Source organism: Agaricicola taiwanensis (assembly GCF_014635245.1).
Classification (GTDB): domain Bacteria; phylum Pseudomonadota; class Alphaproteobacteria; order Rhizobiales; family Methylopilaceae; genus Agaricicola; species Agaricicola taiwanensis.
Window position 1 is genome coordinate 1 of record NZ_BMCP01000004.1, and the last position, 19598, is coordinate 19598.

General features: G+C 65.3%; 22 protein-coding genes, 1 tRNA gene and 1 pseudogene. 14 read left to right on the top strand and 10 right to left on the bottom strand.

Annotated elements, in window-relative coordinates; translation table 11 throughout:
* Window positions 1-74: 74 nt before the first annotated feature.
* A tRNA-Ser gene (locus IEV58_RS14375) sits at window positions 75-164 on the bottom strand.
* Window positions 165-338: 174 nt separating this feature from the next.
* Here IEV58_RS14375 and IEV58_RS14380 point away from each other — a divergent pair.
* From IEV58_RS14380 to IEV58_RS14390, 3 genes and pseudogenes are all read left to right on the top strand, one after another.
* On the top strand, window positions 339-671 hold the full coding sequence (locus tag IEV58_RS14380; RefSeq protein ID WP_188410506.1) for a hypothetical protein: 333 nt from the start codon (window positions 339-341) through the stop codon (window positions 669-671).
* Window positions 672-728: 57 nt separating this feature from the next.
* Window positions 729-971 (top strand): annotated as a pseudogene (locus IEV58_RS14385) (peptide-methionine (S)-S-oxide reductase); the annotation flags it as partial.
* Between the two features lie 286 nt (window positions 972-1257).
* Entirely contained in the window at window positions 1258-2001 is a 744-nt protein-coding gene (locus IEV58_RS14390; RefSeq protein ID WP_188410508.1) for a sulfite exporter TauE/SafE family protein, read from the top strand.
* Between the two features lie 4 nt (window positions 2002-2005).
* On the opposite strand, the gene mepA is transcribed toward IEV58_RS14390, so the two are convergent.
* Both mepA and IEV58_RS14400 read right to left on the bottom strand, forming a co-directional pair.
* A complete protein-coding gene (mepA, locus tag IEV58_RS14395) occupies window positions 2006-2947 on the bottom strand; it encodes a penicillin-insensitive murein endopeptidase (RefSeq protein WP_188410509.1) in 942 nt (313 codons plus the stop codon).
* A 56-nt stretch (window positions 2948-3003) separates the two neighbouring features.
* A complete protein-coding gene (locus IEV58_RS14400; RefSeq protein WP_188410510.1) occupies window positions 3004-3756 on the bottom strand; it encodes an SDR family oxidoreductase in 753 nt (250 codons plus the stop codon).
* Between the two features lie 147 nt (window positions 3757-3903).
* On the opposite strand from IEV58_RS14400, the gene queE reads away from it, so the two are divergent.
* The 3 genes from queE to queC are packed head-to-tail and all read left to right on the top strand — an operon-like array spanning window position 3904 to window position 5589.
* Window positions 3904-4539, top strand: a complete 636-nt coding sequence (gene queE, locus IEV58_RS14405) for a 7-carboxy-7-deazaguanine synthase (protein WP_188410511.1) — start codon at window positions 3904-3906, stop codon at window positions 4537-4539.
* Complete coding sequence (gene queD / locus IEV58_RS14410) at window positions 4536-4892, top strand: 6-carboxytetrahydropterin synthase QueD (RefSeq protein ID WP_188410512.1); 357 nt, start codon at window positions 4536-4538, stop codon at window positions 4890-4892. The genes queE and queD overlap by 4 nt, the downstream gene beginning before the upstream one ends.
* A complete protein-coding gene (queC, locus tag IEV58_RS14415; protein ID WP_229729481.1) occupies window positions 4879-5589 on the top strand; it encodes a 7-cyano-7-deazaguanine synthase QueC in 711 nt (236 codons plus the stop codon). The genes queD and queC overlap by 14 nt, the downstream gene beginning before the upstream one ends.
* Window positions 5590-5863: 274 nt before the next feature.
* On the opposite strand, the gene lepA is transcribed toward queC, so the two are convergent.
* On the bottom strand, window positions 5864-7669 hold the full coding sequence (gene lepA, locus IEV58_RS14420) for a translation elongation factor 4 (protein ID WP_188410513.1): 1806 nt from the start codon (window positions 7667-7669) through the stop codon (window positions 5864-5866).
* 83 nt (window positions 7670-7752) lie between these two features.
* On the opposite strand from lepA, the gene IEV58_RS14425 reads away from it, so the two are divergent.
* Together IEV58_RS14425 and IEV58_RS14430 are read left to right on the top strand one after the other, a co-directional pair.
* Window positions 7753-8256, top strand: a complete 504-nt coding sequence (locus IEV58_RS14425) for a GNAT family N-acetyltransferase (protein ID WP_188410514.1) — start codon at window positions 7753-7755, stop codon at window positions 8254-8256.
* A gap of 53 nt (window positions 8257-8309) precedes the next feature.
* Window positions 8310-8762 (top strand): MarR family winged helix-turn-helix transcriptional regulator, encoded by a 453-nt coding sequence (locus tag IEV58_RS14430; RefSeq protein ID WP_229729482.1) that lies wholly within the window; start codon window positions 8310-8312, stop codon window positions 8760-8762.
* A 15-nt stretch (window positions 8763-8777) separates the two neighbouring features.
* Here the strand turns inward: IEV58_RS14430 and IEV58_RS14435 are convergent, their stop codons facing one another.
* Window positions 8778-9818 carry a hypothetical protein gene (locus IEV58_RS14435; RefSeq protein ID WP_188410516.1) on the bottom strand — a complete coding sequence of 347 codons (1041 nt, stop codon included), beginning with the start codon at window positions 9816-9818 and terminating at the stop codon, window positions 8778-8780.
* A 10-nt stretch (window positions 9819-9828) separates the two neighbouring features.
* Entirely contained in the window at window positions 9829-11193 is a 1365-nt protein-coding gene (locus IEV58_RS14440; protein ID WP_188410517.1) for an MBOAT family O-acyltransferase, read from the bottom strand.
* A 182-nt stretch (window positions 11194-11375) separates the two neighbouring features.
* Between IEV58_RS14440 and IEV58_RS14445 the strand changes: the two genes are divergently transcribed.
* Window positions 11376-11750 (top strand): DUF6152 family protein, encoded by a 375-nt coding sequence (locus IEV58_RS14445; protein WP_188410518.1) that lies wholly within the window; start codon window positions 11376-11378, stop codon window positions 11748-11750.
* 10 nt (window positions 11751-11760) lie between these two features.
* On the top strand, window positions 11761-12234 hold the full coding sequence (locus IEV58_RS14450) for a DUF6644 family protein (RefSeq protein WP_188410519.1): 474 nt from the start codon (window positions 11761-11763) through the stop codon (window positions 12232-12234).
* A 12-nt stretch (window positions 12235-12246) separates the two neighbouring features.
* Here the strand turns inward: IEV58_RS14450 and IEV58_RS14455 are convergent, their stop codons facing one another.
* The gene (locus IEV58_RS14455) at window positions 12247-13437 is read right to left on the bottom strand and encodes a penicillin-binding protein activator (RefSeq protein ID WP_188410520.1); all 1191 of its coding nucleotides are present in this window, start codon (window positions 13435-13437) and stop codon (window positions 12247-12249) included.
* A gap of 150 nt (window positions 13438-13587) precedes the next feature.
* Here IEV58_RS14455 and rsmI point away from each other — a divergent pair, with 150 nt between their 5' ends.
* Genes rsmI through gshB form a run of 3 tightly spaced genes read left to right on the top strand, consistent with a single transcriptional unit; the run spans window position 13588 to window position 15805 of the window.
* The gene (gene rsmI / locus IEV58_RS14460; RefSeq protein WP_229729483.1) at window positions 13588-14475 is read left to right on the top strand and encodes a 16S rRNA (cytidine(1402)-2'-O)-methyltransferase; all 888 of its coding nucleotides are present in this window, start codon (window positions 13588-13590) and stop codon (window positions 14473-14475) included.
* Entirely contained in the window at window positions 14472-14843 is a 372-nt protein-coding gene (locus tag IEV58_RS14465; protein ID WP_188410522.1) for a YraN family protein, read from the top strand. The genes rsmI and IEV58_RS14465 overlap by 4 nt, the downstream gene beginning before the upstream one ends.
* 20 nt (window positions 14844-14863) lie before the next feature.
* The gene (gene gshB / locus IEV58_RS14470; protein ID WP_188410523.1) at window positions 14864-15805 is read left to right on the top strand and encodes a glutathione synthase; all 942 of its coding nucleotides are present in this window, start codon (window positions 14864-14866) and stop codon (window positions 15803-15805) included.
* A gap of 48 nt (window positions 15806-15853) precedes the next feature.
* On the opposite strand, the gene IEV58_RS14475 is transcribed toward gshB, so the two are convergent.
* The gene (locus IEV58_RS14475; protein WP_229729484.1) at window positions 15854-16444 is read right to left on the bottom strand and encodes a GNAT family N-acetyltransferase; all 591 of its coding nucleotides are present in this window, start codon (window positions 16442-16444) and stop codon (window positions 15854-15856) included.
* Between the two features lie 163 nt (window positions 16445-16607).
* On the opposite strand from IEV58_RS14475, the gene IEV58_RS14480 reads away from it, so the two are divergent.
* Entirely contained in the window at window positions 16608-17717 is a 1110-nt protein-coding gene (locus IEV58_RS14480) for a GNAT family N-acetyltransferase (RefSeq protein WP_188410524.1), read from the top strand.
* Between the two features lie 105 nt (window positions 17718-17822).
* Here IEV58_RS14480 and IEV58_RS14485 read toward each other — a convergent pair whose 3' ends face one another.
* Together IEV58_RS14485 and map are read right to left on the bottom strand one after the other, a co-directional pair.
* Window positions 17823-18695 carry a Bug family tripartite tricarboxylate transporter substrate binding protein gene (locus tag IEV58_RS14485; RefSeq protein ID WP_188410525.1) on the bottom strand — a complete coding sequence of 291 codons (873 nt, stop codon included), beginning with the start codon at window positions 18693-18695 and terminating at the stop codon, window positions 17823-17825.
* Window positions 18696-18815: 120 nt separating this feature from the next.
* Window positions 18816-19568: a type I methionyl aminopeptidase gene (gene map, locus IEV58_RS14490; protein WP_188410526.1), complete on the bottom strand. Its 753-nt coding sequence runs from the start codon at window positions 19566-19568 to the stop codon at window positions 18816-18818.
* Window positions 19569-19598 lie beyond the last annotated feature (30 nt).

The following is a 19598-nucleotide window of genomic DNA, read 5'->3' on the forward strand; positions in this document are numbered from 1 at the left end:
AACTGCTGAGGACGCTCGCGGGCGGCCAAGTGCGGCAATCGGCGGCGATTGGCGTGCCCAGAGGCGGACTGAAGTGGCGGAGGGAGCGGGATTCGAACCCGCGATACGGTTTCCCGTATACACACTTTCCAGGCGTGCGCCTTCAACCACTCGGCCACCCCTCCGCATCGTCCGGAGCAAGCCCCGACGGCGCGCGGACTATAGCCAAGACGCGCCGCGGTTCAAGAATGGATATGGGCAATTTGCTTCACGGACGCACTTTCTTGACGCATACCTTGGAAGGCGGCGGGATTTGAAAGTGCCTGAAGCCATCACCATCTATGCATCTGGAGGGCTCAATGCGCCTTGTCCGCTTTCTGTTGAGACTGATCGGCACCTGCCTCATCGCCGGCGGTTTCGTGGCGCTTGTCATCGACGGCACGCGCTCGATCGCCGACGGGCGGCTGTTTCTGACCTCTTTCGGCTCTGTGCTGAAGGGGATTGATCCCTCCCTGGAAGAGACGCTGCGTGAGGCGATCCAAACTCACGTGGCCTTCTGGCTGTGGGACCCCGTCATGGTCTGGGTTCTGTCCCAGCCTGCCTCCGCCGTGCTGGCGGTTCTCGGCGCCCTCTTGATCGTTATGGGGCGCAAGCCGAGGCGGCATCGGCTGGAGACCTTCGAATACGCCTGAGCAACCTGATGCTGGAGACGCAAGATGCTCGGATTTGCACGAAAGCCCCTTGATCTGCATCGGTCGGCCGTCTACACGACCTCGCCGGGACAGGCGGCGGCGGCCGAGGCTTCGCGGCAGGCGTATGAAATGGCGTTGAAGGCGCGGGGGCTTGGACCCATCACCACCGAGATCCGCGCGGCACCGCCCTTCTTTTATGCCGAGGACTATCACCAGCAGTATCTGGCGCGGAACCCCAACGGCTACTGCGGCCTCGGCGGCACCGGCGTCTCTTGCCCGGTTGGCATTGCCGCGGAATAGGCAGCAGCTTTCCGTTCCGGTACGATATCGTTCGGCGCGCATCCTGCCCAGGATGCGCGCCTTCGTCTTGTCCGGGCGCCGCCACGCGGGAATGAACAGAATTTTTCGCCGCCACATTGCAGGGTCCTCCTCAAGACCCTCATGGCGTGTGGCCATCGAGCCTTCATGAAATCGCGATGTGGGCGCCATTCATCCCGATGGTCTTCGCCCGCGGGAGCATTATCCTTGCACTGTCCGATCGCCTTTCCGTGAAGGCGGCGAGGCCTGTCAGAACGAAGGGGGACTGATGGAGGACTTCTGGACCTTGGTCGCGATTGGGTTCGCGGCACAGATGATCGACGGCGCCCTGGGCATGGCCTTTGGCCTCGTCTCCACCAGCGTCATGCTGAGCCTCGGGATGCCGCCGGCCAACGCCAGCGCGCTCGTCCATACCGCGGAAATCTTCACGACGGGCGCCTCCGGTGCGTCCCACGTCGCGGCCGGCAATCTCGACCGGAAACTGTTCTGGCGGCTTCTGCCGTTCGGTGTCGGAGGCGGCGTCCTGGGCGCGACGGTGCTCTCCTCCATCGATGGCGATCTGATCAAGCCCTTCGTGGTGGCCTATCTCGCCGTGGTCGGCTGCTTCGTGCTCTATCGCGTGGTTGTGCCGCCGAAACGGCGTGAGGATCTGCCGCGCGGAATCCCGGTGCTGGGCGCGGCCGGCGGGTTTCTGGATGCCTCCGGCGGCGGCGGCTGGGGCCCGATCGTCACCTCGACGCTGATCGGCAATGGCGTTGCGCCGCGTCCGGTGATCGGCACGGTCAATATCACCGAGTTCTTTGTCACGCTGTCGATCTCCGCCACCTTCCTGTTCCATCTCGGCTGGCAGGGCTTTGAAGGCGCTCTCGGCCTGATCATCGGCGGGGTTGCGGCCGCTCCGCTGGCCGGCCTCACCGTCAGGTTTGCGCCGACGCGGGTTCTGGCAGCCTTTGTCGGCGTGCTGGTGATCATTCTCGCGTCGGTCGACGGTTATAAGCTCATCACAGGCTAGGCCTTCAGGGCGCCACGAGGACGCTGCGGCAGGCGGGAGGAAGCGCCGCCAGCGTCATGGGGGGCTTGGGCTTCACGGGTTTCGCTGGCTTCTTGGGGTTCATCACCTCGTCGGTGAACCACCAGGCAAGATCGCTGCCGCAGCCGTCGCCACGCGGCGGCGCCGCCTGTGGCCGGCAGCCGTCGCTGCCGGCGGGGCAGGTGATGCGGATGTGCATGTGGTAGTTGTGGCCCCAGTAGGGGCGAACCTTCGACAGCCAGGAGCGGTCGGAGCCCGCCTCCCGGCACAGCGCCTTCTTGATGGCGGGGTTCACCAGCACGCGCTCCACACGCGGCTCCAGCGCCGCCAGCCGGATCACCTTGAGATGGTCCGGTGTCCAGATGTTCGGGTCGATATCCAGCCAATCCTTCGCTACCACGCTGATCGCGGAGATCTTCTCGCGCTCCTCGCCGCTGAGCCGGCGCGGCGGCATGGGATTGAGCCAGACATCGGCATCGAGCCCGATCTGGTGGCTGGCGTGGCCGGTCAGCATCGGCCCGCCCCTGGGCTGGGATATGTCGCCGACGAGAAGGCCGGGCCAGGATGTCTCGCGCGGGACACGCATGGCGAGATGCTCCAGAACGGCGATGAGATCAGGATGCCCCCAGTTGCGGTTGCGCGACAGCCTCATCACCTGCCAGGTCGCGCCGTCGATGGGCAATGCCTTGGCACCCGCCACGCAGCCTTTGGAGTAAAATCCGATGGAGCGAGCGGCGAGCGGAGGCTGGGCGGCCGGAGCGGTGACCCGTCCGAAGAGCTCCTTGGCGGGTGCATCGGCGATCGGCTGAACAGCGGTCAGAGCAGCCGGCTGCGGCCGCGGCACAGGCTGCGGAACCTGAGCCCCCGCAGGCGTGAGCATCATCAGGGACATGAGCGCTGCGGCGCCGGCAAGCGGACGGACGGGCATGCCATTTCCTTCCGGGGAATCACCTCTTCAGCCGGTAGAGTACCAAAAGCGGAGCCTCAACGTCCGCCAGAGACGCGCACGCTGGTGCCGGTGATGTAGGAGGCCGCATCGGACAGGAGGAACAGCGCCGCCTCGGCGACCTCCTCGGCCTTTCCGGCGCGGCCGAGCGGCATGCTGGGCGCAAGCCGTGTCAGCCGGTCGGGAGAACCGCTTTCCCGCGCATGGATTTCGGTGGCGATCAGGCCCGGTGCGACGGCATTGACGCGGATACCGTCAGGCGCCAGTTCTTTCGACAGGCCGACGGTTAAAGCCTCGATGGCGGCCTTGGAGGCCGCATACCAGACATATTCGCCCGGGCTCCCCAGCGACGCCGCCATGGAGGAGACATTGACCATGGCCTTGCCGGCGCCGCCATAACGCGGCGACATGAGCCTGACGGCGGCGCGCGCTGCCAGAAGCGCTCCGGTGACATTGAGGTCGATGCAGGCACGGATGGTTTCGGGTGTCGCCTCGTCGAGGCGGCTGATGCGGCCGGTGATCCCGGCGTTGTTGACGAAGTGGGTGAGGGTGCCCGCGGCCTTCACGCCTTCGAACACATGGTCGATGTCGGCTTCCCTGGCCATATCGCCCTTCAGGGTCACGGCCCTGGCGCCTGCGCTCCGGCAGGCCTTGGCCACCTCTTCGGCGGATGCGGCATCATCGCGATAGTTGATGGCAAGGTAGTAGCCACGTGCGGCGGCCATCCGGGCGATGGCGGCGCCGATGCCCCGGCTGCCGCCGGTGATAAGGAGGAGCGGGCGCTCAGTCATGATGGGGAATATCCTGATCTGTTGGAGACGGCAGAATGGTCGGTGGAGGCGGCGGCCGCAAGTTCTGCCGCGCATTTGAGCAGCGGCACGCTTGTGCTTGCGCCTCTCTTGAGGTTTTTAGCCCCGGTTTCGCCATGAGAGAGCGCCTTGACCAGCTACGCCGTCAAAGAGATCTTCCTGACCCTGCAGGGCGAGGGCGCCCATGCGGGCCGCGCCGCCGTGTTCTGCCGCTTCGCCGGCTGCAACCTGTGGAGCGGGCGCGAGGAAGACCGGGCGGAGGCCATCTGCCGGTTCTGCGACACCGATTTCATCGGCATGGACGGCGAAGGCGGCGGACGCTTCCGTGACGCCGAGGCTCTCGCGGAGGCCATCGCCGCCGCCTGGGGGCCGGAACTGGCCAACCGCTATGTCGTCTTCACCGGCGGCGAGCCCTGCCTCCAGCTCGACGAGGAACTGCTGGACGCGATCCACGCGCGTGGTTTCGAGGCGGCGGTGGAAACCAATGGGACGCTGGAGCCGCCGGCCGCGCTCGACTGGATCTGCGTGAGCCCCAAGGCGGGGGCGCCGCTGGTGGCGCGGCGGGGACATGAACTGAAGCTGGTCTTTCCGCAGCCGGACCTGATGCCGGATGCGCTTCCGGAGCTCGATTTCGCGCATTACTGGCTGCAGCCCATGGACGGGCCGGCGCGGGCCAAGAACACCGCAGCTGCGGTGGCCTATTGCCTCGCGCATCCCAAATGGCGCCTCAGCCTCCAGACCCACAAGATGATCGGCATTTCATGAAGATTGTGCAGGCCTTTACCTTCGAAGCGGCTCACCGGCTGCCGAACGTGCCCGAAACTCACCGCTGCTATCGCATGCATGGCCACTCCTATCGGGTGGAGCTGAAGCTGGAAGGGCCGGTCGACCCGCGCACCGGCTTCGTGGCCGACTTCTTCGATGTGGAGGCGGCCTTCGCGCCAGTCCTGAAGCAGCTCGACCATTACACGCTCAATGACATCAAAGGGCTTGAGAACCCGACGGCGGAACATATCGCCATGTGGATCTATGAGCGGACCAAACCTGTGGTGCCGACGCTTGCCGCTGTCGCGGTCTATGAGACCCCCATGAGCTGGGCGGAATATGATGGCGACTGACAGCGGCGCGCTTGTCCTCTTCTCCGGCGGGCAGGATTCCACCACATGCCTCGCCTGGGCGCTCGATCGCTTCGAGCGCGTAGAGACGCTGGGGTTCGATTACGGCCAGCGGCACCGGGTGGAGCTGGACTGCCGCGCCGTGCTGCGGGACAAGATGATCGAGGCCAGGCCGGAGTGGAAAGCTCGCCTCGGCGAAGACCATACGGTGGATCTTTCCGTGCTGGGGCAGATCTCCGAGACCGCACTGACGCGCGATGTCGCCATCGAGATGACCGACGGCGGCCTGCCCAACACCTTCGTGCCCGGGCGCAACATCGTCTTCCTCACCTTTGCCGCGGCGCTCGCCTTCCGGCGGGGCCTCAGACATGTGGTGGGCGGCATGTGCGAGACCGATTTTTCCGGCTATCCCGACTGCCGCGACGACGCCATCAAGGCGCTGCAGGTGGCGCTGAACCTCGGCATGGACCGCCGCTTCGTGCTGGATACGCCGCTGATGTGGCTGGACAAGGCGGAGACGTGGGAGCTGGCGGAACGTCTTGGCGGCGAGGCGTTGGTCGAAACCATCGTGGAGCATAGCCACACCTGCTACCTGGGCGAGCGCGGCGCCCGGCATGAGTGGGGCTATGGCTGCGGCACATGCCCGGCCTGTTCGCTCAGGGCCGATGGCTATCGGCGGTACGCTGCCGAGAAAGCCTGAAACCTTACCGTCGATAGAAACCTTGGCGGGGGCGGGTGCGTTACTGCTTTATCCCGTCAAAGGTGTGCCATGGAAAACGACAAACCAGCTAACGAGCGCGGCTCCTCGAACGACAACACGAAGGAGGGCCGGCGGCCGCCATCAGGACCGCACGCCAAGCCTGAGCTAACGAACCCGGACGCGACGCCCGGCACCGGTGCCCTGCCGTCGGAAAAGGAAAATCAGACGGGTCCGGCACCCGGCACCGGCTGAGCTGCCGACGGGCGAATGCGCCTCAGCTGTCCATCTTCAGCGCGGCGATGAAGGCCTCCTGCGGGATCTCCACGCGGCCGAACTGGCGCATGCGCTTCTTGCCTTCCTTCTGCTTCTCCAGAAGCTTGCGCTTGCGGGTGGCGTCGCCGCCGTAGCACTTGGCGGTCACGTCCTTGCGCATGGCGCGCACCGTCTCCCGGGCGATGACCTTGGCGCCGATGGCCGCCTGGATCGGGATCTGGAACAGATGCGGAGGGATCAGGTCCTTCAGCTTCTCGCACATGGCGCGGCCGCGCATTTCGGCGCGGGTCTTGTGCACCAGCATGGAGAGCGCATCCACGGGTTCGCCGTTGACCAGGATCGACATCTTGACGAGGTCGCCCTCGCGCATGTCGGTGATGTTGTAGTCGAAGGAGGCATAGCCTTTCGAGATCGACTTCAGCCGGTCGTAGAAGTCGAACACCACCTCGTTGAGCGGCAGGTCATAGACCACCATGGCGCGCTTGCCGACGTAGTTGAGGTCGATCTGCGTTCCGCGGCGGTCCTGGCACAGCTTGAGGATGCCGCCGAGGTATTCGTCAGGCGTCAGGATGGTGGCGCGGATCCAGGGTTCGTGGATCTCGGCGATCTTGACGACGTCGGGCATGTCGGCCGGGTTGTGCAGCGCGATCACCGAGCCGTCGTTCATCTTGATGTCGTAGATGACCGAAGGCGCCGTCGCGATGAGGTCGAGGTTGAACTCGCGGCTGAGGCGCTCCTGGATGATTTCCAGGTGCAAGAGGCCGAGGAAGCCGCAGCGGAAGCCGAAGCCGAGCGCGGCCGAGCTCTCCATCTCGTAGGAGAAGCTGGCGTCGTTGAGCCTGAGGCGGCCCATGGCGGCGCGCAGGTCCTCAAAGTCGGCCGCATCCACCGGGAAGAGGCCGCAGAACACCACCGGCTGTGCGGGCTTGAAGCCCTTGAGCGGTTCGGCGGTGGGGCGCTTTTCCTCTGTGATGGTGTCGCCCACGCGGGTATCGGCCACTTCCTTGATGGCGGCAGTGATGAAGCCGACCTCGCCTGGACCGAGCTGGTCGACGTTGACCATCTTGGGCGTGAAGACACCGGTGCGCTCCACCTCGTAGGTGGCGTTGGTGCCCATCATCTTGACGCGCTGGCCCTTCTTGAGGACGCCATCGACCACGCGCACCAGCACGATGACGCCGAGGTAGGCGTCGTACCAGCTGTCCACCAGCATGGCCTTCAGCGGCGCATTCCGGTCGCCCCTGGGGGGCGGCAGCTTGTTGACGATGGCCTCGAGCACGAGGTCGATGCCGATGCCTGTCTTGGCCGAGATCGGCACGGCCTCGGAGGCGTCGAGACCGATGACCTCCTCGATCTGGTCCTTGATGCGGTCCGGCTCGGCGGCGGGAAGATCGATCTTGTTGAGGACGGGGACGATCTCATGGTCGTTGTCGAGCGCCTGGTAGACGTTGGCGAGCGTCTGGGCTTCGACACCCTGCGAGGCATCCACCACCAGGAGCGAGCCCTCGCAGGCGGCCAGCGACCGGGAGACCTCATAGGCGAAATCGACGTGGCCGGGGGTGTCCATCAGGTTGAGGATGTAGTCCTTGCCGTCCTTGGCCTTGTAGGAGAGGCGGACGGTCTGCGCCTTGATGGTGATACCGCGCTCGCGCTCGATCTCCATGCTGTCGAGCACCTGCTCCTTCATATCCCGGTCGGCCAGGCCGCCGGTGAGCTGGATCAGCCGGTCGGCAAGGGTCGACTTGCCGTGGTCGATATGGGCCACGATCGAGAAATTGCGGATGTTGGGAATGGTCTCAGCGGTCATGGAAAGGGCGATAGCATTGGGCCGAGAAACCGGCAAGGACGCTGATGCATCAGGCGGCGCGGCGCGTTATCATTGTGGCCGTTATGCAGATACGTACCGCCTTCCCATCCGACCTCGCCGGCATCCTTGCGATCTATAATGATGCCGTGCTCACCACCACCGCCATCTGGAACGAGACGCCGTCGAGCTATGCGGAGCGCCTCGCCTGGTTCGAGGAGCGCACCGGTGCCGGTTTTCCCGTTCTCGTTGCTGAAGAAGGAACGGAGATCGTGGGTTACGGCACCTTCGGGCCGTTCCGTCCGCACGAAGGCTATCGCCCCACGGTGGAGCACTCGATCTATGTGGCGCCCGCGCATCAGGGCGCGGGCATCGGCAAGGCCATGCTGCGCGAGCTGATCAAGGCCGCCGAGAACATGGGAAAGCGCGTCATGGTGGGGGCCATCGATGCCGCCAACGACGTTTCGCTGGTGATGCATGAGGCCATGGGGTTTCGTGAGGTCGGCCGTATGGCGGGCGTGGGCGAGAAGTTTGGCCGGCGGCTTGATCTGGTGCTGATGCAGAGGGAACTGTCGGGCCGCCATCACTGAGCGAAGCTGCTTGACAAAAGGTCGCATCCGGCTGCTCCATGCGACTTATGGATATGTCGGCTGCCGCAACCCGCCTTGGAGCTCTCGCGCTCGGTCTCCACGACCGGCAGGTGGCGGCGTTCAATGGCCTCGATGATTCCAAGCCCGCCGCGCTTTTAAGCTTTCTCCGCGCCAAGGACATGTCGGTCAGCGAGCTTGAGGCCGCAGTCGGCCTGTCACAATCGGCCACCGTGCGGCTGGTGGACCGGCTCGAGGCGGAAGGGCTGGTGCGCCGTGCCGCCAAGGTGAAGCGCGTGGTGCGTGTCTCCCTGACACCCGCCGGCCGCCGCGAAGCGGAGAAGCTGGCATCCGCCCGCATCGCCGCACTGGAAGCGGTGATTGCGCGGCTGGAGCCCGTCGAGCGGGACGCGCTGGGCTGGCTGCTGGACCGGCTGCTCAACGCGCTGGAAGCCGAAGGACACGACCCGCGCCTGCTTTACCGCTGGGGCGCCATCAGCCCGTTGTAAGTGACGTTGGGGCGTTCAGCTGCCGGCTGCTGTTATGGTCGTCCAGCTTCCGTCATCTGCCCGGCGTTTTCCCTGCAAGGCGGCCGCCAGATCATCGGCAAGTCTTTCGGTGAAAGAAATGCGGGTATGGTCATGGTCCCAGAAATGAATGTCGCTGCGCGTCAGATCTGACGGATAAAGATAGTCCACAGCGATTGCGTTACGGGCGCGAGCCAGTTCCTTCATTCGCTGCTTGCATGCGGTGAGCATCGCTGCTCGATCGGAGCCTTCTTCGGGAAGTGCCGCAATGTGGAGCGGCATCATAACGAACATCAGCGTCGTGCGTGGTGACGCGACCTCGAGCAGATCGTCAAGGGCGTCGAGCTCGGGAAAGCGGCCTTCCTCAACCTGCATATCGCCGGCCTGCAACGCGGCCTTGTTTTGAACATGGATGGTGCTTGCGGCCCACAAACGCGAGCGGGCGGATTCCGCTGTCCAGGTGCTGTCGTCCTTCAGATCGTTGCGATAGCCGCTCGGATCCACATCCGGCTCGCGAAGACCGACCGCGAACGAGAGCCGCTTGAAAACGAGCGTCAGCATGCGTCCATTGAGAACATGGGTGAGATGACCAACCAGATCATCGTCATAAAGCCATTCCGGGAGGGGGGATTCCGGATGGTACCGGGGCTGCTGCGGCAGGCACCACCTCGTATCGATGCCGTGCACGATCATCTTGGGTGTCACAAGCTGCCGAAAGACGAGCTCGAGCACGCGTCTTTGCTCATAGGGTGTCGAGCCATGGATCGCCACATTAGCGAAATGGCCGCCGAGCTGCTTCTCGACAACGGCGGGAGCGACGTGGTGCAGCGTCGATGTTCCCACAAGGTAGGAGTCATAATCGCCGCTTCGCACGACAAGCGGCACGACAAAGCGGCGGTTGGCTTCGGTGGGAACGCTGCCGCCGAGGACGCCGATGGGTGAGATGCCGAGGGGGTCAACCAGCAGGATGATCAGCCATGCTGCCACGAGGGCCGCACCCGCTGTGCTCAGCAGAACCCGCACAAACTGCTGCCACATGACCGATCCCTCAGAACTGGAAATAAATGAAGGTGACGGGCTGGCCGGTGCCCACCTCGAGCACGGCGGCGGTGAGGAGGATGCCTGCGGCCATGGCGTACCCCAGTCTTGGGCGCAGCTTCTCCGACGTGAAAATGGTGGCCGACGGCCCGATCATGGAAATCGCGGCGGCTAGACCTATAAGCGCCCAGCTCTTTCCGCCGCCCCATCCACCGGCTCCGCCAAGACCCGCAAACATGCGTGAGGCCGACTCGAAGTCGACGGCCCGAAAGATCACCCAACCCGCGAAGACGAAGGTCATGGTCAGGGCCCAGCTTGCAATCCCAGGCATCCTGATCCCGGTGAAAGACCATCCTCGGCAGAGAACGAGCGCTATCCCATGAAGAAGGCCCCAGACCACGAAGGTCCAGCCGGCGCCATGCCACAGGCCGCAGAGGGTCATGGTCGCCATGGTGGCAAGAACGTATCTGACGGGGCCGGAGCGGCTTCCGCCGAGGGGAATGTAGAAGTAGTCGCGGAAGAACCGCGACAATGTCATGTGCCAGCGCCGCCAGAAGTCCTGAATGTTTCTGGCGCGGTAGGGCACGTTGAAATTGTCGGGCAGCCTGAGGCCCATCATCAGGCCAATGCCTATGGCCATTTCCGAGTAGGCTGAGAAGTCGAAGAAGAGCTGGAAAGCGAATGCGAAGGAGCCCGACCATGCCTCGCCAAAGAGCGGAACGGTCTGTGTCGCGGTGGCAAACGCATTATCCGCAACTGGGGCGAGCTTGTCGGCGATGAAGATCTTCTTCGCCAAGCCCAGAACGAAGAGCGCCGCGCCGCGGCCGATCCGTTCTGCGCATCCCGGCCGTAAGGGATCCAGATCGAACTGCCACATGATTTCGCTCTGGCGGATGATTGGGCCGGCCACGAGCTGCGGAAAATACATCACGTAAAGCAGCATCCGCCTGAGCCCGTAGACCGGAGCCTCTCCGCGCCGGAGATCGACGAGGTAGGTCACCAGGTGGAAGGTATAGAAGCTGATGCCGATGGGCAGGATCAGCGGACTGCGTGGAAGATCGGTGGCCAGAATGGTCTCGATGCTGGCAACGGCGAAGTCGGCATATTTGAACAGTGCAAGGATCAGGAGATTTCCCGCGATCGCCAGAGGCAGCAGAAGGCCATGTCCAGGACCTGCCATTCTGGCCGCCGCCCAACTGACGATCGTCTGCCCCACCATGAGCGGCAGAAAGCGGATGTCCCACCAGCCATAGAATATGGCCGAGGCGACAATCAGCACCCACTCACGGGCCACCAGCCGGTGCGCCAACAGATAATAGAGCGCGAGCACCAAAGGCAGGAAGCCAAGTACGAACACCTGCGTCTGAAAAAGCATGCGCGGTCCCCACCAGCGTGCCTAGCCTCTAGCGGTGCCAGGTGGTCGCCGCAAGCCGATGTAAATCTTCCTGCACAGCTTCCGAGCGCTCTTCGTTATGACGCAGAGGTGAGCGGTGTCGCTCTCGACGTCTCCGCAGGAGGTGCTAGCTTTCATCAGCAGATTTCGCGAGGGAGAGCACGATGATCCAGTTGCGGGCAGTGACGGTTGGCGTTCTCGGTCTTTCACTTCTCGCCTCCGCCGCCATGGCGCACCATGGCTGGAGCTGGGCCGAGGCCGCTCAGGTCGAGCTTGAGGGCACGGTCCGGGAAATCTTCATCGGCCCGCCTCATCCGACGCTGCAGGTGGAAGCATCTGACGGCATGTGGACCGTGGAGCTGGGCAACCCCAGCCAGACAAAACGCGCGGGCTTCGTGGAAGGCTCGGCCAAAGTCGGCGACACATTGAAGGCTCTCGGCAACCGCTCGGAGGACGAAGGCGAAAAGCGGATGAAGGCGGTGCAGATCACGGTGGGCGAGAAGACCTACGACATCTATCCGGAGCGTATCAAACGCTGAGCGCGCCGGCATGGAGGCGCTTGCCGGGCTTTCCGAATGGCCGGTGGCGGAGGCGCTGCGGCGCAACGGCACCCTTTATCTTCTCGTCAATGCCGCTCATATCCTCGCGCTGGGAACGCTGATCGGCAGCATCCTCGTGCTGGACCTGCGCCTGCTTGGCCTGTTCCGGTCCGCTCCGCTCTCCCTCCTCGCCCCACCCTTGATGAAGGTGGCCGCCTGCGGCCTCGGCGGCGCGCTCATCACCGGCTTCCTGCTCTTCAGCGTGCGGCCAGTGAGCTATGTCGAAAACCCGGCCTTTCTCGCCAAGCTCGTCTTGATCGGGCTCGGTATCGCCAATGTGACGCTGGTGCATTTTGGCCGGCACTGGCGGCTGTCGATCGACGGGGCAGCGGAGCCGGCCGCTCCCCTGAAGATCTTCGCGGCCGCATCCATCGCCATCTGGACGGGTGCTGTCATCGCCGGCCGCTGGATCGGCTTTCTCTGAGGCGGACGCCGCCTACAGACCGGCCGATGCGAAGCTGCGAGGCGCGGGAGCGACCACACGGGTGGTGCCGCCGCCGACCTCAAGCACCGCCAGCCCCCGCTGGATGGTGCCGTTGGGCCGGAAGCGGAACAGGCCGTCGACGCCGCTGAAGCCGGAGCTGTTGGTGAGCACGCCGGGGCTGAAGCGTTGCATCCCCTGCGTCTGCACCAGGGCGGCGATCAGGGTGACGGAATCATAGGCGAGCGAGGCGGTGCGCACGGGATCGGAGCCGTAACGCGCGCGGTAGCGCGAGGAGAAGCTCTGCCACATGGCCTTGTCGGCACCCGCGAAACGCGCGCCGGCCATGACCGGCGAGGAAAGAAGCGCCGGATCGTCCCACAGGCCGGTGCCGAGCAGCATGGCCCGGCGCGTATCGACGCCGGCCGCAGTCATGGCCTGGACGAGACCGGGCACGACCGAGGCCGATCCCGGAACGAAGATCGCGTCTGCCGATGTGCCGGCGGTGGCGGCGAAGCGCTTGGCCGCGGCCTGGGCCCCCGCCTGGTCCGCCGGATAGCGCTCGAAGGCGACAAGACGGCCGCCGACGCGTGCCACGGTTTCCTTGAAAGCGGCCTCCACGACGGTGCCATAGGCATTGTCGGGCACGAGGCCGGCGAAGGATTTGCGGCCGGACTGGCTGGCGTGCTCGACGATGCGCTCCACATCGCCTTGTGGCGGGAAGCTCAGGAGATAGACGCCGCTGCCGGCAACGCTGGCATCGGTGGAATAGCCGATGACAGGCACATTGGCCTGCCGCGCCACGCCGCCCACGGCGGCGACGCTCTGGGCAAAGAGCGGCCCGAGGATCACTTCCGCGCCCTCGTTGATGGCGGCCTGCGCCGCCTCGGCGGCGCCCTGCGGCGTGCCTTTGTCGTCCTTCACCAGAAGCTGGATGTTGGGATTGTTGAACTCGGCCAGGGCCATCTCGGCGGCGTTGCGCAGCGAGGTCGCGGTCGGTGCGCCGGTGCCGGTCTGCGGCAGGAGCAGCGCGACCTTGACCTGGCCCTGGCCCATGACGTCGCCCAGCGCCCTCGTTTCCACAGCGGTGGTGGGGGCTGAGAGGAGCCCGGAACCCGTGTTGTCGGAGACCGACTGGCAGCCAGCAAGGGCGAGGGAAGCAAAGCCGGCCAGTGACAGGAACCGGCGGCGGGAAACAACAGCCATGATGAGGCCTCGATTGGAATATGCGCGAAATGCGGAACCTTCGCGTTGCGGTCGCGCCGGTCCCGGTCGTAAGGTCAGCCTCTTTGGTAACCAGTCCCGCCGCAGATGCCAAGCACCCCCTCGCCAAACCGTGATCGCACCGAGATGCGTGTGCGCCGCTTTCTCATCGGCGGTCATGCCTTTCCCGCGCGGGCACTGGCGCCGGGCCTGCATGTCGTGGCGACACCCATCGGCAACCTGAAAGACGTCTCCCTTCGTGCGCTGGAGACATTGGCGGGCGCCGATGCGGTGCTGGCGGAGGACACCCGTGTCTCGCGCAAGCTGCTTGATGCCTATGGCATCGAGACGCCGCTCATATCCTATCATGACCACAACGCGGCGGAGATGCGCCCGCGCATCCTGGCGCGTCTCGCCGCCGGCGAGGCGCTGGCGCAGATTTCCGACGCCGGCACGCCGCTGGTCTCCGATCCCGGCTTCAAGCTCGTCCGGGCCGCGGCGGAGGAGGGGCTGTTCGTCTCCACCGTTCCCGGCGCCTCGGCGGTGCTGACGGGCCTCGTGCTGGCGGGCCTGCCGACCGACGCTTTTTTCTTCGCGGGCTTCCTGCCGCCCAAATCGGGGGCTCGGCGCAATCGGCTGACGGAGGTTGCGAAGGTGCCGGGCACGCTGGTGTTCTTTGAGACCGGCCCGCGCCTTGCCGCCATGCTGGCCGATGCGCGTGATGTCCTGGGCGATCGTCCGGCCGCCGTTGCGCGAGAGCTGACCAAGGCTTTCGAAGAGGTGCGGCGGGACAACCTCACGGCGCTGGCCGCGCATTATGCGACGGCCGGCGGGCCCAAGGGAGAGATCGTCGTGGTCATCGGCCCTCCGGCACCGGCGGAGGCGCCTGACGAGGCCGATCTCGACCGGCTGATTACGGAGTCGCTGCAGAGCCTGTCCGTGAAGGACGCCGCCGCCGAGATCGCCAAGGAAACCGGCCTGCCGCGACGCGAGGTTTATGCCCGCGCCCTCGTGCTGGCGAAAGGCGGCGCCGCCCAATGAGAAGCGCGGCCGACCGCCGCCTGTCAGAAGCCGGCGGCCGCCGCAGCGAGACTGTTGCCGCCTGGTGGCTGCGCCTCAAGGGCTACCGGATCCTGGCGCGGCGGCTGAAGACGCCGATGGGCGAGGTGGATCTGGTGGTGCAGCGGGGGCAAAGCCTTGTCTTCGTGGAGGTAAAAGCGCGTTCGACGCTCGATCTTGCCGCCGAGGCGCTGACGCCGCGCCAGCGCGAGCGGATCGTGCAGGCCGCGCGCGGCTATCTCGCCCGCAATCCGCATTATGGCGGCCATAACATCCGTTTCGACCTCCTGCTTATTGCGCCGGGCCGCCTGCCGCGCCACATCGTACAGGCCTTCGACGCTTCCTTCTGATCCTTCCCTTGGAGTTTCCCATGTCCCTCCGTGTCGCTGTCCAGATGGACCCCATCGAGCGCATCAACATCAGCGGCGACAGCACCTTCGCGCTCATGCTGGAAGCGCAGGCGCGCGGCCACGAGCTTTCGGTCTACACACCCGACCGGCTGTCGCTTTCCGGCAGCAACGTAGTGACGACGTTGCGGCCGGCTGAGGTGCGCGACACGGCCGGCGATCATGTCACTTTAGGTGACGAGCGGCGGGTCGATCTTGCCGATTTCGACGTGGTTATGCTGCGGCAGGACCCGCCCTTCGACATGGCCTATATCACCACCACCCATCTTCTGGAGCGGCTGCAGCCCAAGGTGCTTGTGGCCAATGATCCCGCCCATGTGCGCAACGCGCCGGAGAAGATCTTCGTCACCCTGTTCCCCGAGCTGATGCCGGAGACGCTGATCACCCGCGACAGGGCCGAGATCGAGGCGTTCCGCCGCGAGCATGGCGACATCGTCATGAAGCCGCTCTACGGCAACGGCGGCGCGGCGGTGTTCAAGGTCGCGGTGCGTGATCCCAACTTCGGCTCGCTCTATGACCTGTTCGCGGCCACCTTCCGCGAGCCGTGGGTGGTGCAGGCTTTCCTGCCGAAGGTCAGCCAGGGCGACAAGCGCATCATCCTGATCGACGGTGAGTTCGCCGGCGCGGTCAACCGCGTGCCTGCCGAGGATGACATCCGCTCCAACATGGTGCGCGGCGGCGCGGCCAAGGAGACCGAGCTGAGCGATCGCGAACGTGAGATCTGCGCCCGCATCGGCCCAGCGCTGCGCGAGAGAGGGCTCCTCTTCACCGGCATCGATGTGATCGACGGCAAGCTGACCGAGATCAACGTGACGTCCCCGACGGGCATCCGCGCGGTGAAGAAGCTGGGCGGTCCCGACATCGCCGCCATGTTCTGGGATGCCGTGGAGAAGAAGCGGGCCTGAAGCCTATTCAAATGGCCGGTTTTATGGAGGTCGGTGCTCGGAGCTCGATCAAGGGATCGCTCTTCCGGTAGAGAGAACCAACCGCATGGCACAGCGGTCCTTTCGCAGAAAACCGTTGGCGGCCTCGGCCTCCAGGATAGCTGCGAGCCGTGGTCCCAGCTGGCCAGGTTTCAGCGTGGCGAACCCCATGCTTGCATAAAAGGCCTCATTCCAGGCAAGCCGGCGGAACGTTGTCAGCGTCACAGCCTCGAAACTGTTGGCCTCGGCCCAGGCGATAGCCGTTGCAAGAAGCGTCCGTCCAATGCCTTGGCCCTGGCTGCCGTGGCGCACGGCCAGTTCCCGGATATGCAGTTCCGGCACTGTTCTTTCGGCGCTGAGAAAGCCGAGCGGCTCGTCGAGGTCATCGACCGCCACCCATGATGCGCCCTGCCGAATGAGCGCGCGGTGTTCATTCGCCGTCAGCACGTCATCATCCGCGATCCAGGCAAGCTTCGGCAGCGTGCGGAAGATTTCGCCCGCCGAACGTTCGATGGCGGGCAGGCGCAGCGCGTCATCTTCACGAGCGGGACGGATGGTGGCATGCATGATGCCGCAATAGGCTGAAGCCCGCGCTACGTCCACATCCTTCGCCTGCGTCATCCGAGCTGCGGCAAGGTTCTGCGGCCATGAATTTTACGTTTGGCTCTGCTACTGTGTGGTCAACAGGGTTCCACAGGGCAGGGTACGTTCAATGTCATCACGCGGGGGTTCAGCCGCATCCCCCAGCGCGCCAAGGGTCGCGTTGGTCAGGGACAGCGCCAGCATGAAGGCGGACGAGCCGCGATGGCGGCGGCTGGTGGATGCCGCCAGGGGAACCGCGCCTTTCCAGACCTTTGACTGGCTCTACGCATCGGCGAAAGCCTGCGAGGATCGCGGCGGGGGCATCGCCATCGTGACGGTGACGCGCGATGGCGAACTGACGGTTGCCGTCCCTCTCGCCATCGAGAAGGAGATGGGCGTCACGGTGGCGCGCTGGCTGGGCGAGCCCCTGATCCAATATGGCGATGCCGTCGTCAGCCGCGATGCGGGGCCCTCGGACATCGAGGCCGCCTCTTCCGCAATGCGGAAGCTGCCAGTAGATGTGCTGCTGCTGAAGAACGTCCGCAAGGGCAGCATGGTGAACGGTGTGCTGTCATCCAGCGGCGCGGCTGCGATCTCGGATGAGACGGCGCGCTACCTCGACCTTCGCACCCTCACCGCATCGGAGGATTTCGCCGCCTGGACGCGGAATTCCGCCGCCAAACGCGCCGGCTCGGCCGCGCGGCGTCTGGCCAAACTGGGTGAGATATCCTTCATCGCCGTCGAAGGCGAAGAGGCCCGCGACTGGGCGCGGGCGGCGCTGGCGCTGAAGCGCCAATGGCTGACCGAACGCGGCATCGTCGGCACGCCGCTGCACGACGACCGCCTCTGCGAGATGATGATTGGGCTGAGCGCGGCCCCGGGCTGCATGGTCTCGGTGCTGACGCTTGATGGCAAACTGGCCGCCGCGGAAATCGGCTTCTTCCACGAAGGGCACTATGCGGCCTATCTCGGCGCCTTCGACAGCGCCCTGCACAAATATTCGCCCGGCCTCGTGCAGATGCTCTACACCATCGAGGAATGCCGGAGGCGGGGCGTCGCCATCTATGATCTCCTGCCGCCGGACGATGAGTACAAGGTGCGCTGGACATCCCACGCGGCCGGCACGGCAACCTTCGCTGAAGCGCGAACCGCGCTCGGGCGTGCCTATCTCCAGATCGCGCGGCTGAGGCCGGCGGTGAAGAAACTTTACCACCGGCTGCCGCAGCAGGTCCGGGCAGGCGCCCGCCGGTCGCTCTCACGGGTGATGCCATGGGCTGTCGTCGCCGCCGTGGCGGATGCGGCGCTGTCGTGAACTGTATGAGCCAAGCCGCCGTTTTTTAAGCCGCAGGTGAGGATCAGCAGACCGCTTCTGGTCATCACAGTGCTCATACTGAACAGTGAGCGCTCGGGGGTTCGCTCAGGCAGATCGCAGCCAGGACCAGCGTTCCAGCTCCGCCGCGATAAAGGCGGCGAACTCCCCAGGCGTGCCGCCAACGATCTCGATGCCGTCGCGTGCGAGCGCATCCGCGATCACCGGGCGCCGCAGTGCCATGCCGATGGCCCGGCTTTGCTGGGCAACGATGGCCGGATCGGTTCGCGGCGGGGCCACGAAACCCAGCCAGTTGTTCAGCGAATAGCCACTCAGTCCGCATTCCTCCAGTGTTGGAATGGCCGGCAGCGCGGCGATGCGCTGGGACGTGGTGACGGCGAGCGCCGAAAGCCGCCCGCCGCGCACCAGCGGCAGCATGCTTGCGGCGTTGTTGAAGCTGAGGTCGAGCCTGCCGCCCAGGAAGTCTTCATAGAGGTCGCGGGTGTCGGTGTAGGCGCGATGGGCCAGCGTGACCCCGGTCATGCGCTGGAACAGGAGGCCGGCGAGATAGGGCGCGCTGCCTATTCCGGAACTGCCCTGGGTCAACTCCCGGCGCCGGGCGAGGGTCACGAGATCTTCGACACAAGTGACGCCAAGGTCCGTCGATACGCCAAGCACCAGCGGGGCGCGGGTGGCAAGGCAGACCGGCGTGAAATCGACGATAGGATCATAGCCCAGGTCCGGCTTCAGGGTGGGGATGATGGCGTGGGTGCCGAAGGTCGCGATCAGCAGCGTGTTGCCGTCGGGCGCGCTTGATATGGCCTCCCGTGCCGCCAGTGCGCCCTGCTGCCCGGGCATCAGCTCCAGGCGGACGGGCCTCGCAAAGGCAGCGACGAGCTCTGGCTCCATCAGGCGCAGGAGATCGTCCGAAGCGCTGCGCGGCGAAAAGCCGATGAGGATGCGGAGCAGGACCTCTGCCATGTCGATGCGCTCCCGTGATGGCTGTTCAGAAATCGAAGAGAGCGGCGGGCTTTTGCGGCTCGTTTCGCCCGACATAAGAAAAGGTTCGCGCGGCACCTGCAAGGATGGTTGGCTCGTGCTTCAACCCGGCAGGGTGAGGATCAGCGGGCCGTTTCTTGTCACCACGACGGTGTGCTCATACTGAACGGTGGGTGCGCGGGGCTCGCTGTAGAGCGTCCAAGGGTCCTCCCCGTCATCCTCGGCCATCCGGGCGCCGCATGACAGGAAAGGCTCCACGGTGAAGACGAGCCCCTCGGTCATGGTGCGCCGCTCCGACCGGTCGGGCCAGGTAGAGATCTCCGTGGGTTCCTCGTGGAGTGAACGGCCAATGCCGTGGCTCGCGAGGTTGCGCACGAGCGTATAGCCGTTCTTGGCGGCGAAGGCTCCGATGGCCTCGCCGATGCCGGCGAGTGGCCGGCCGGGCGCCACCTGCCGGATGCCCGCCCACATGGCGCGCCGGCCGTCACGACACAGGCGGTCCACCCGCTTTGCCACCGGGGGCAGCGCGAAGGACGCGCCGGTGTCGGCGAAATAGCCGTTCTTCTCCGCGGAGACGTCGATGTTGACCAGATCGCCTGCGGTGATCCCGCGTGCACCCGGGATGCCATGCGCCACTTCTTCGTTGACGCTGATGCAGGTCGCGCCCGGAAAGTCGTAGCAGAGCTCGGGAGCCGATCTCGCGCCGGCCTGTTCGAGGACCCGCCGGCCGATCTCATCCAGTTCGGCTGTCGTGATGCCCGGCTCCAGCGCCTTGCCCATGGCTTCCAGCGCCAGTGCGCAGATGCGGCCGATCTCCTTCAGACCGGCGAGTTCAGCCTCATTGGTGATAGTCATGGACAGGTTCCTGTTGTTCTGCGGCGATGC

Excerpts from the sequence above, each read along its gene's own strand:
- IEV58_RS14455 (WP_188410520.1), bottom strand. The coding sequence starts at position 13,437 with ATGGCTGTTGTTTCCCGCCGCCGGTTCCTGTCACTGGCCGGCTTTGCT.
- IEV58_RS14390 (WP_188410508.1), top strand. The coding sequence starts at position 1,258 with ATGGAGGACTTCTGGACCTTGGTCGCGATTGGGTTCGCGGCACAGATG.
- mepA (WP_188410509.1), bottom strand. The coding sequence starts at position 2,947 with ATGCCCGTCCGTCCGCTTGCCGGCGCCGCAGCGCTCATGTCCCTGATG.
- IEV58_RS14465 (WP_188410522.1), top strand. The coding sequence starts at position 14,472 with ATGAGAAGCGCGGCCGACCGCCGCCTGTCAGAAGCCGGCGGCCGCCGC.
- IEV58_RS14480 (WP_188410524.1), top strand. The coding sequence starts at position 16,608 with ATGAAGGCGGACGAGCCGCGATGGCGGCGGCTGGTGGATGCCGCCAGG.
- IEV58_RS14400 (WP_188410510.1), bottom strand. The coding sequence starts at position 3,756 with ATGACTGAGCGCCCGCTCCTCCTTATCACCGGCGGCAGCCGGGGCATC.
- IEV58_RS14485 (WP_188410525.1), bottom strand. The coding sequence starts at position 18,695 with ATGGCAGAGGTCCTGCTCCGCATCCTCATCGGCTTTTCGCCGCGCAGC.
- IEV58_RS14430 (WP_229729482.1), top strand. The coding sequence starts at position 8,310 with ATGTCGGCTGCCGCAACCCGCCTTGGAGCTCTCGCGCTCGGTCTCCAC.
- IEV58_RS14380 (WP_188410506.1), top strand. The coding sequence starts at position 339 with ATGCGCCTTGTCCGCTTTCTGTTGAGACTGATCGGCACCTGCCTCATC.
- queC (WP_229729481.1), top strand. The coding sequence starts at position 4,879 with ATGATGGCGACTGACAGCGGCGCGCTTGTCCTCTTCTCCGGCGGGCAG.
- IEV58_RS14425 (WP_188410514.1), top strand. The coding sequence starts at position 7,753 with ATGCAGATACGTACCGCCTTCCCATCCGACCTCGCCGGCATCCTTGCG.
- map (WP_188410526.1), bottom strand. The coding sequence starts at position 19,568 with ATGACTATCACCAATGAGGCTGAACTCGCCGGTCTGAAGGAGATCGGC.
- IEV58_RS14445 (WP_188410518.1), top strand. The coding sequence starts at position 11,376 with ATGATCCAGTTGCGGGCAGTGACGGTTGGCGTTCTCGGTCTTTCACTT.
- gshB (WP_188410523.1), top strand. The coding sequence starts at position 14,864 with ATGTCCCTCCGTGTCGCTGTCCAGATGGACCCCATCGAGCGCATCAAC.
- IEV58_RS14440 (WP_188410517.1), bottom strand. The coding sequence starts at position 11,193 with ATGCTTTTTCAGACGCAGGTGTTCGTACTTGGCTTCCTGCCTTTGGTG.
- IEV58_RS14450 (WP_188410519.1), top strand. The coding sequence starts at position 11,761 with ATGGAGGCGCTTGCCGGGCTTTCCGAATGGCCGGTGGCGGAGGCGCTG.
- IEV58_RS14475 (WP_229729484.1), bottom strand. The coding sequence starts at position 16,444 with ATGACGCAGGCGAAGGATGTGGACGTAGCGCGGGCTTCAGCCTATTGC.
- IEV58_RS14435 (WP_188410516.1), bottom strand. The coding sequence starts at position 9,818 with ATGTGGCAGCAGTTTGTGCGGGTTCTGCTGAGCACAGCGGGTGCGGCC.
- queD (WP_188410512.1), top strand. The coding sequence starts at position 4,536 with ATGAAGATTGTGCAGGCCTTTACCTTCGAAGCGGCTCACCGGCTGCCG.
- lepA (WP_188410513.1), bottom strand. The coding sequence starts at position 7,669 with ATGACCGCTGAGACCATTCCCAACATCCGCAATTTCTCGATCGTGGCC.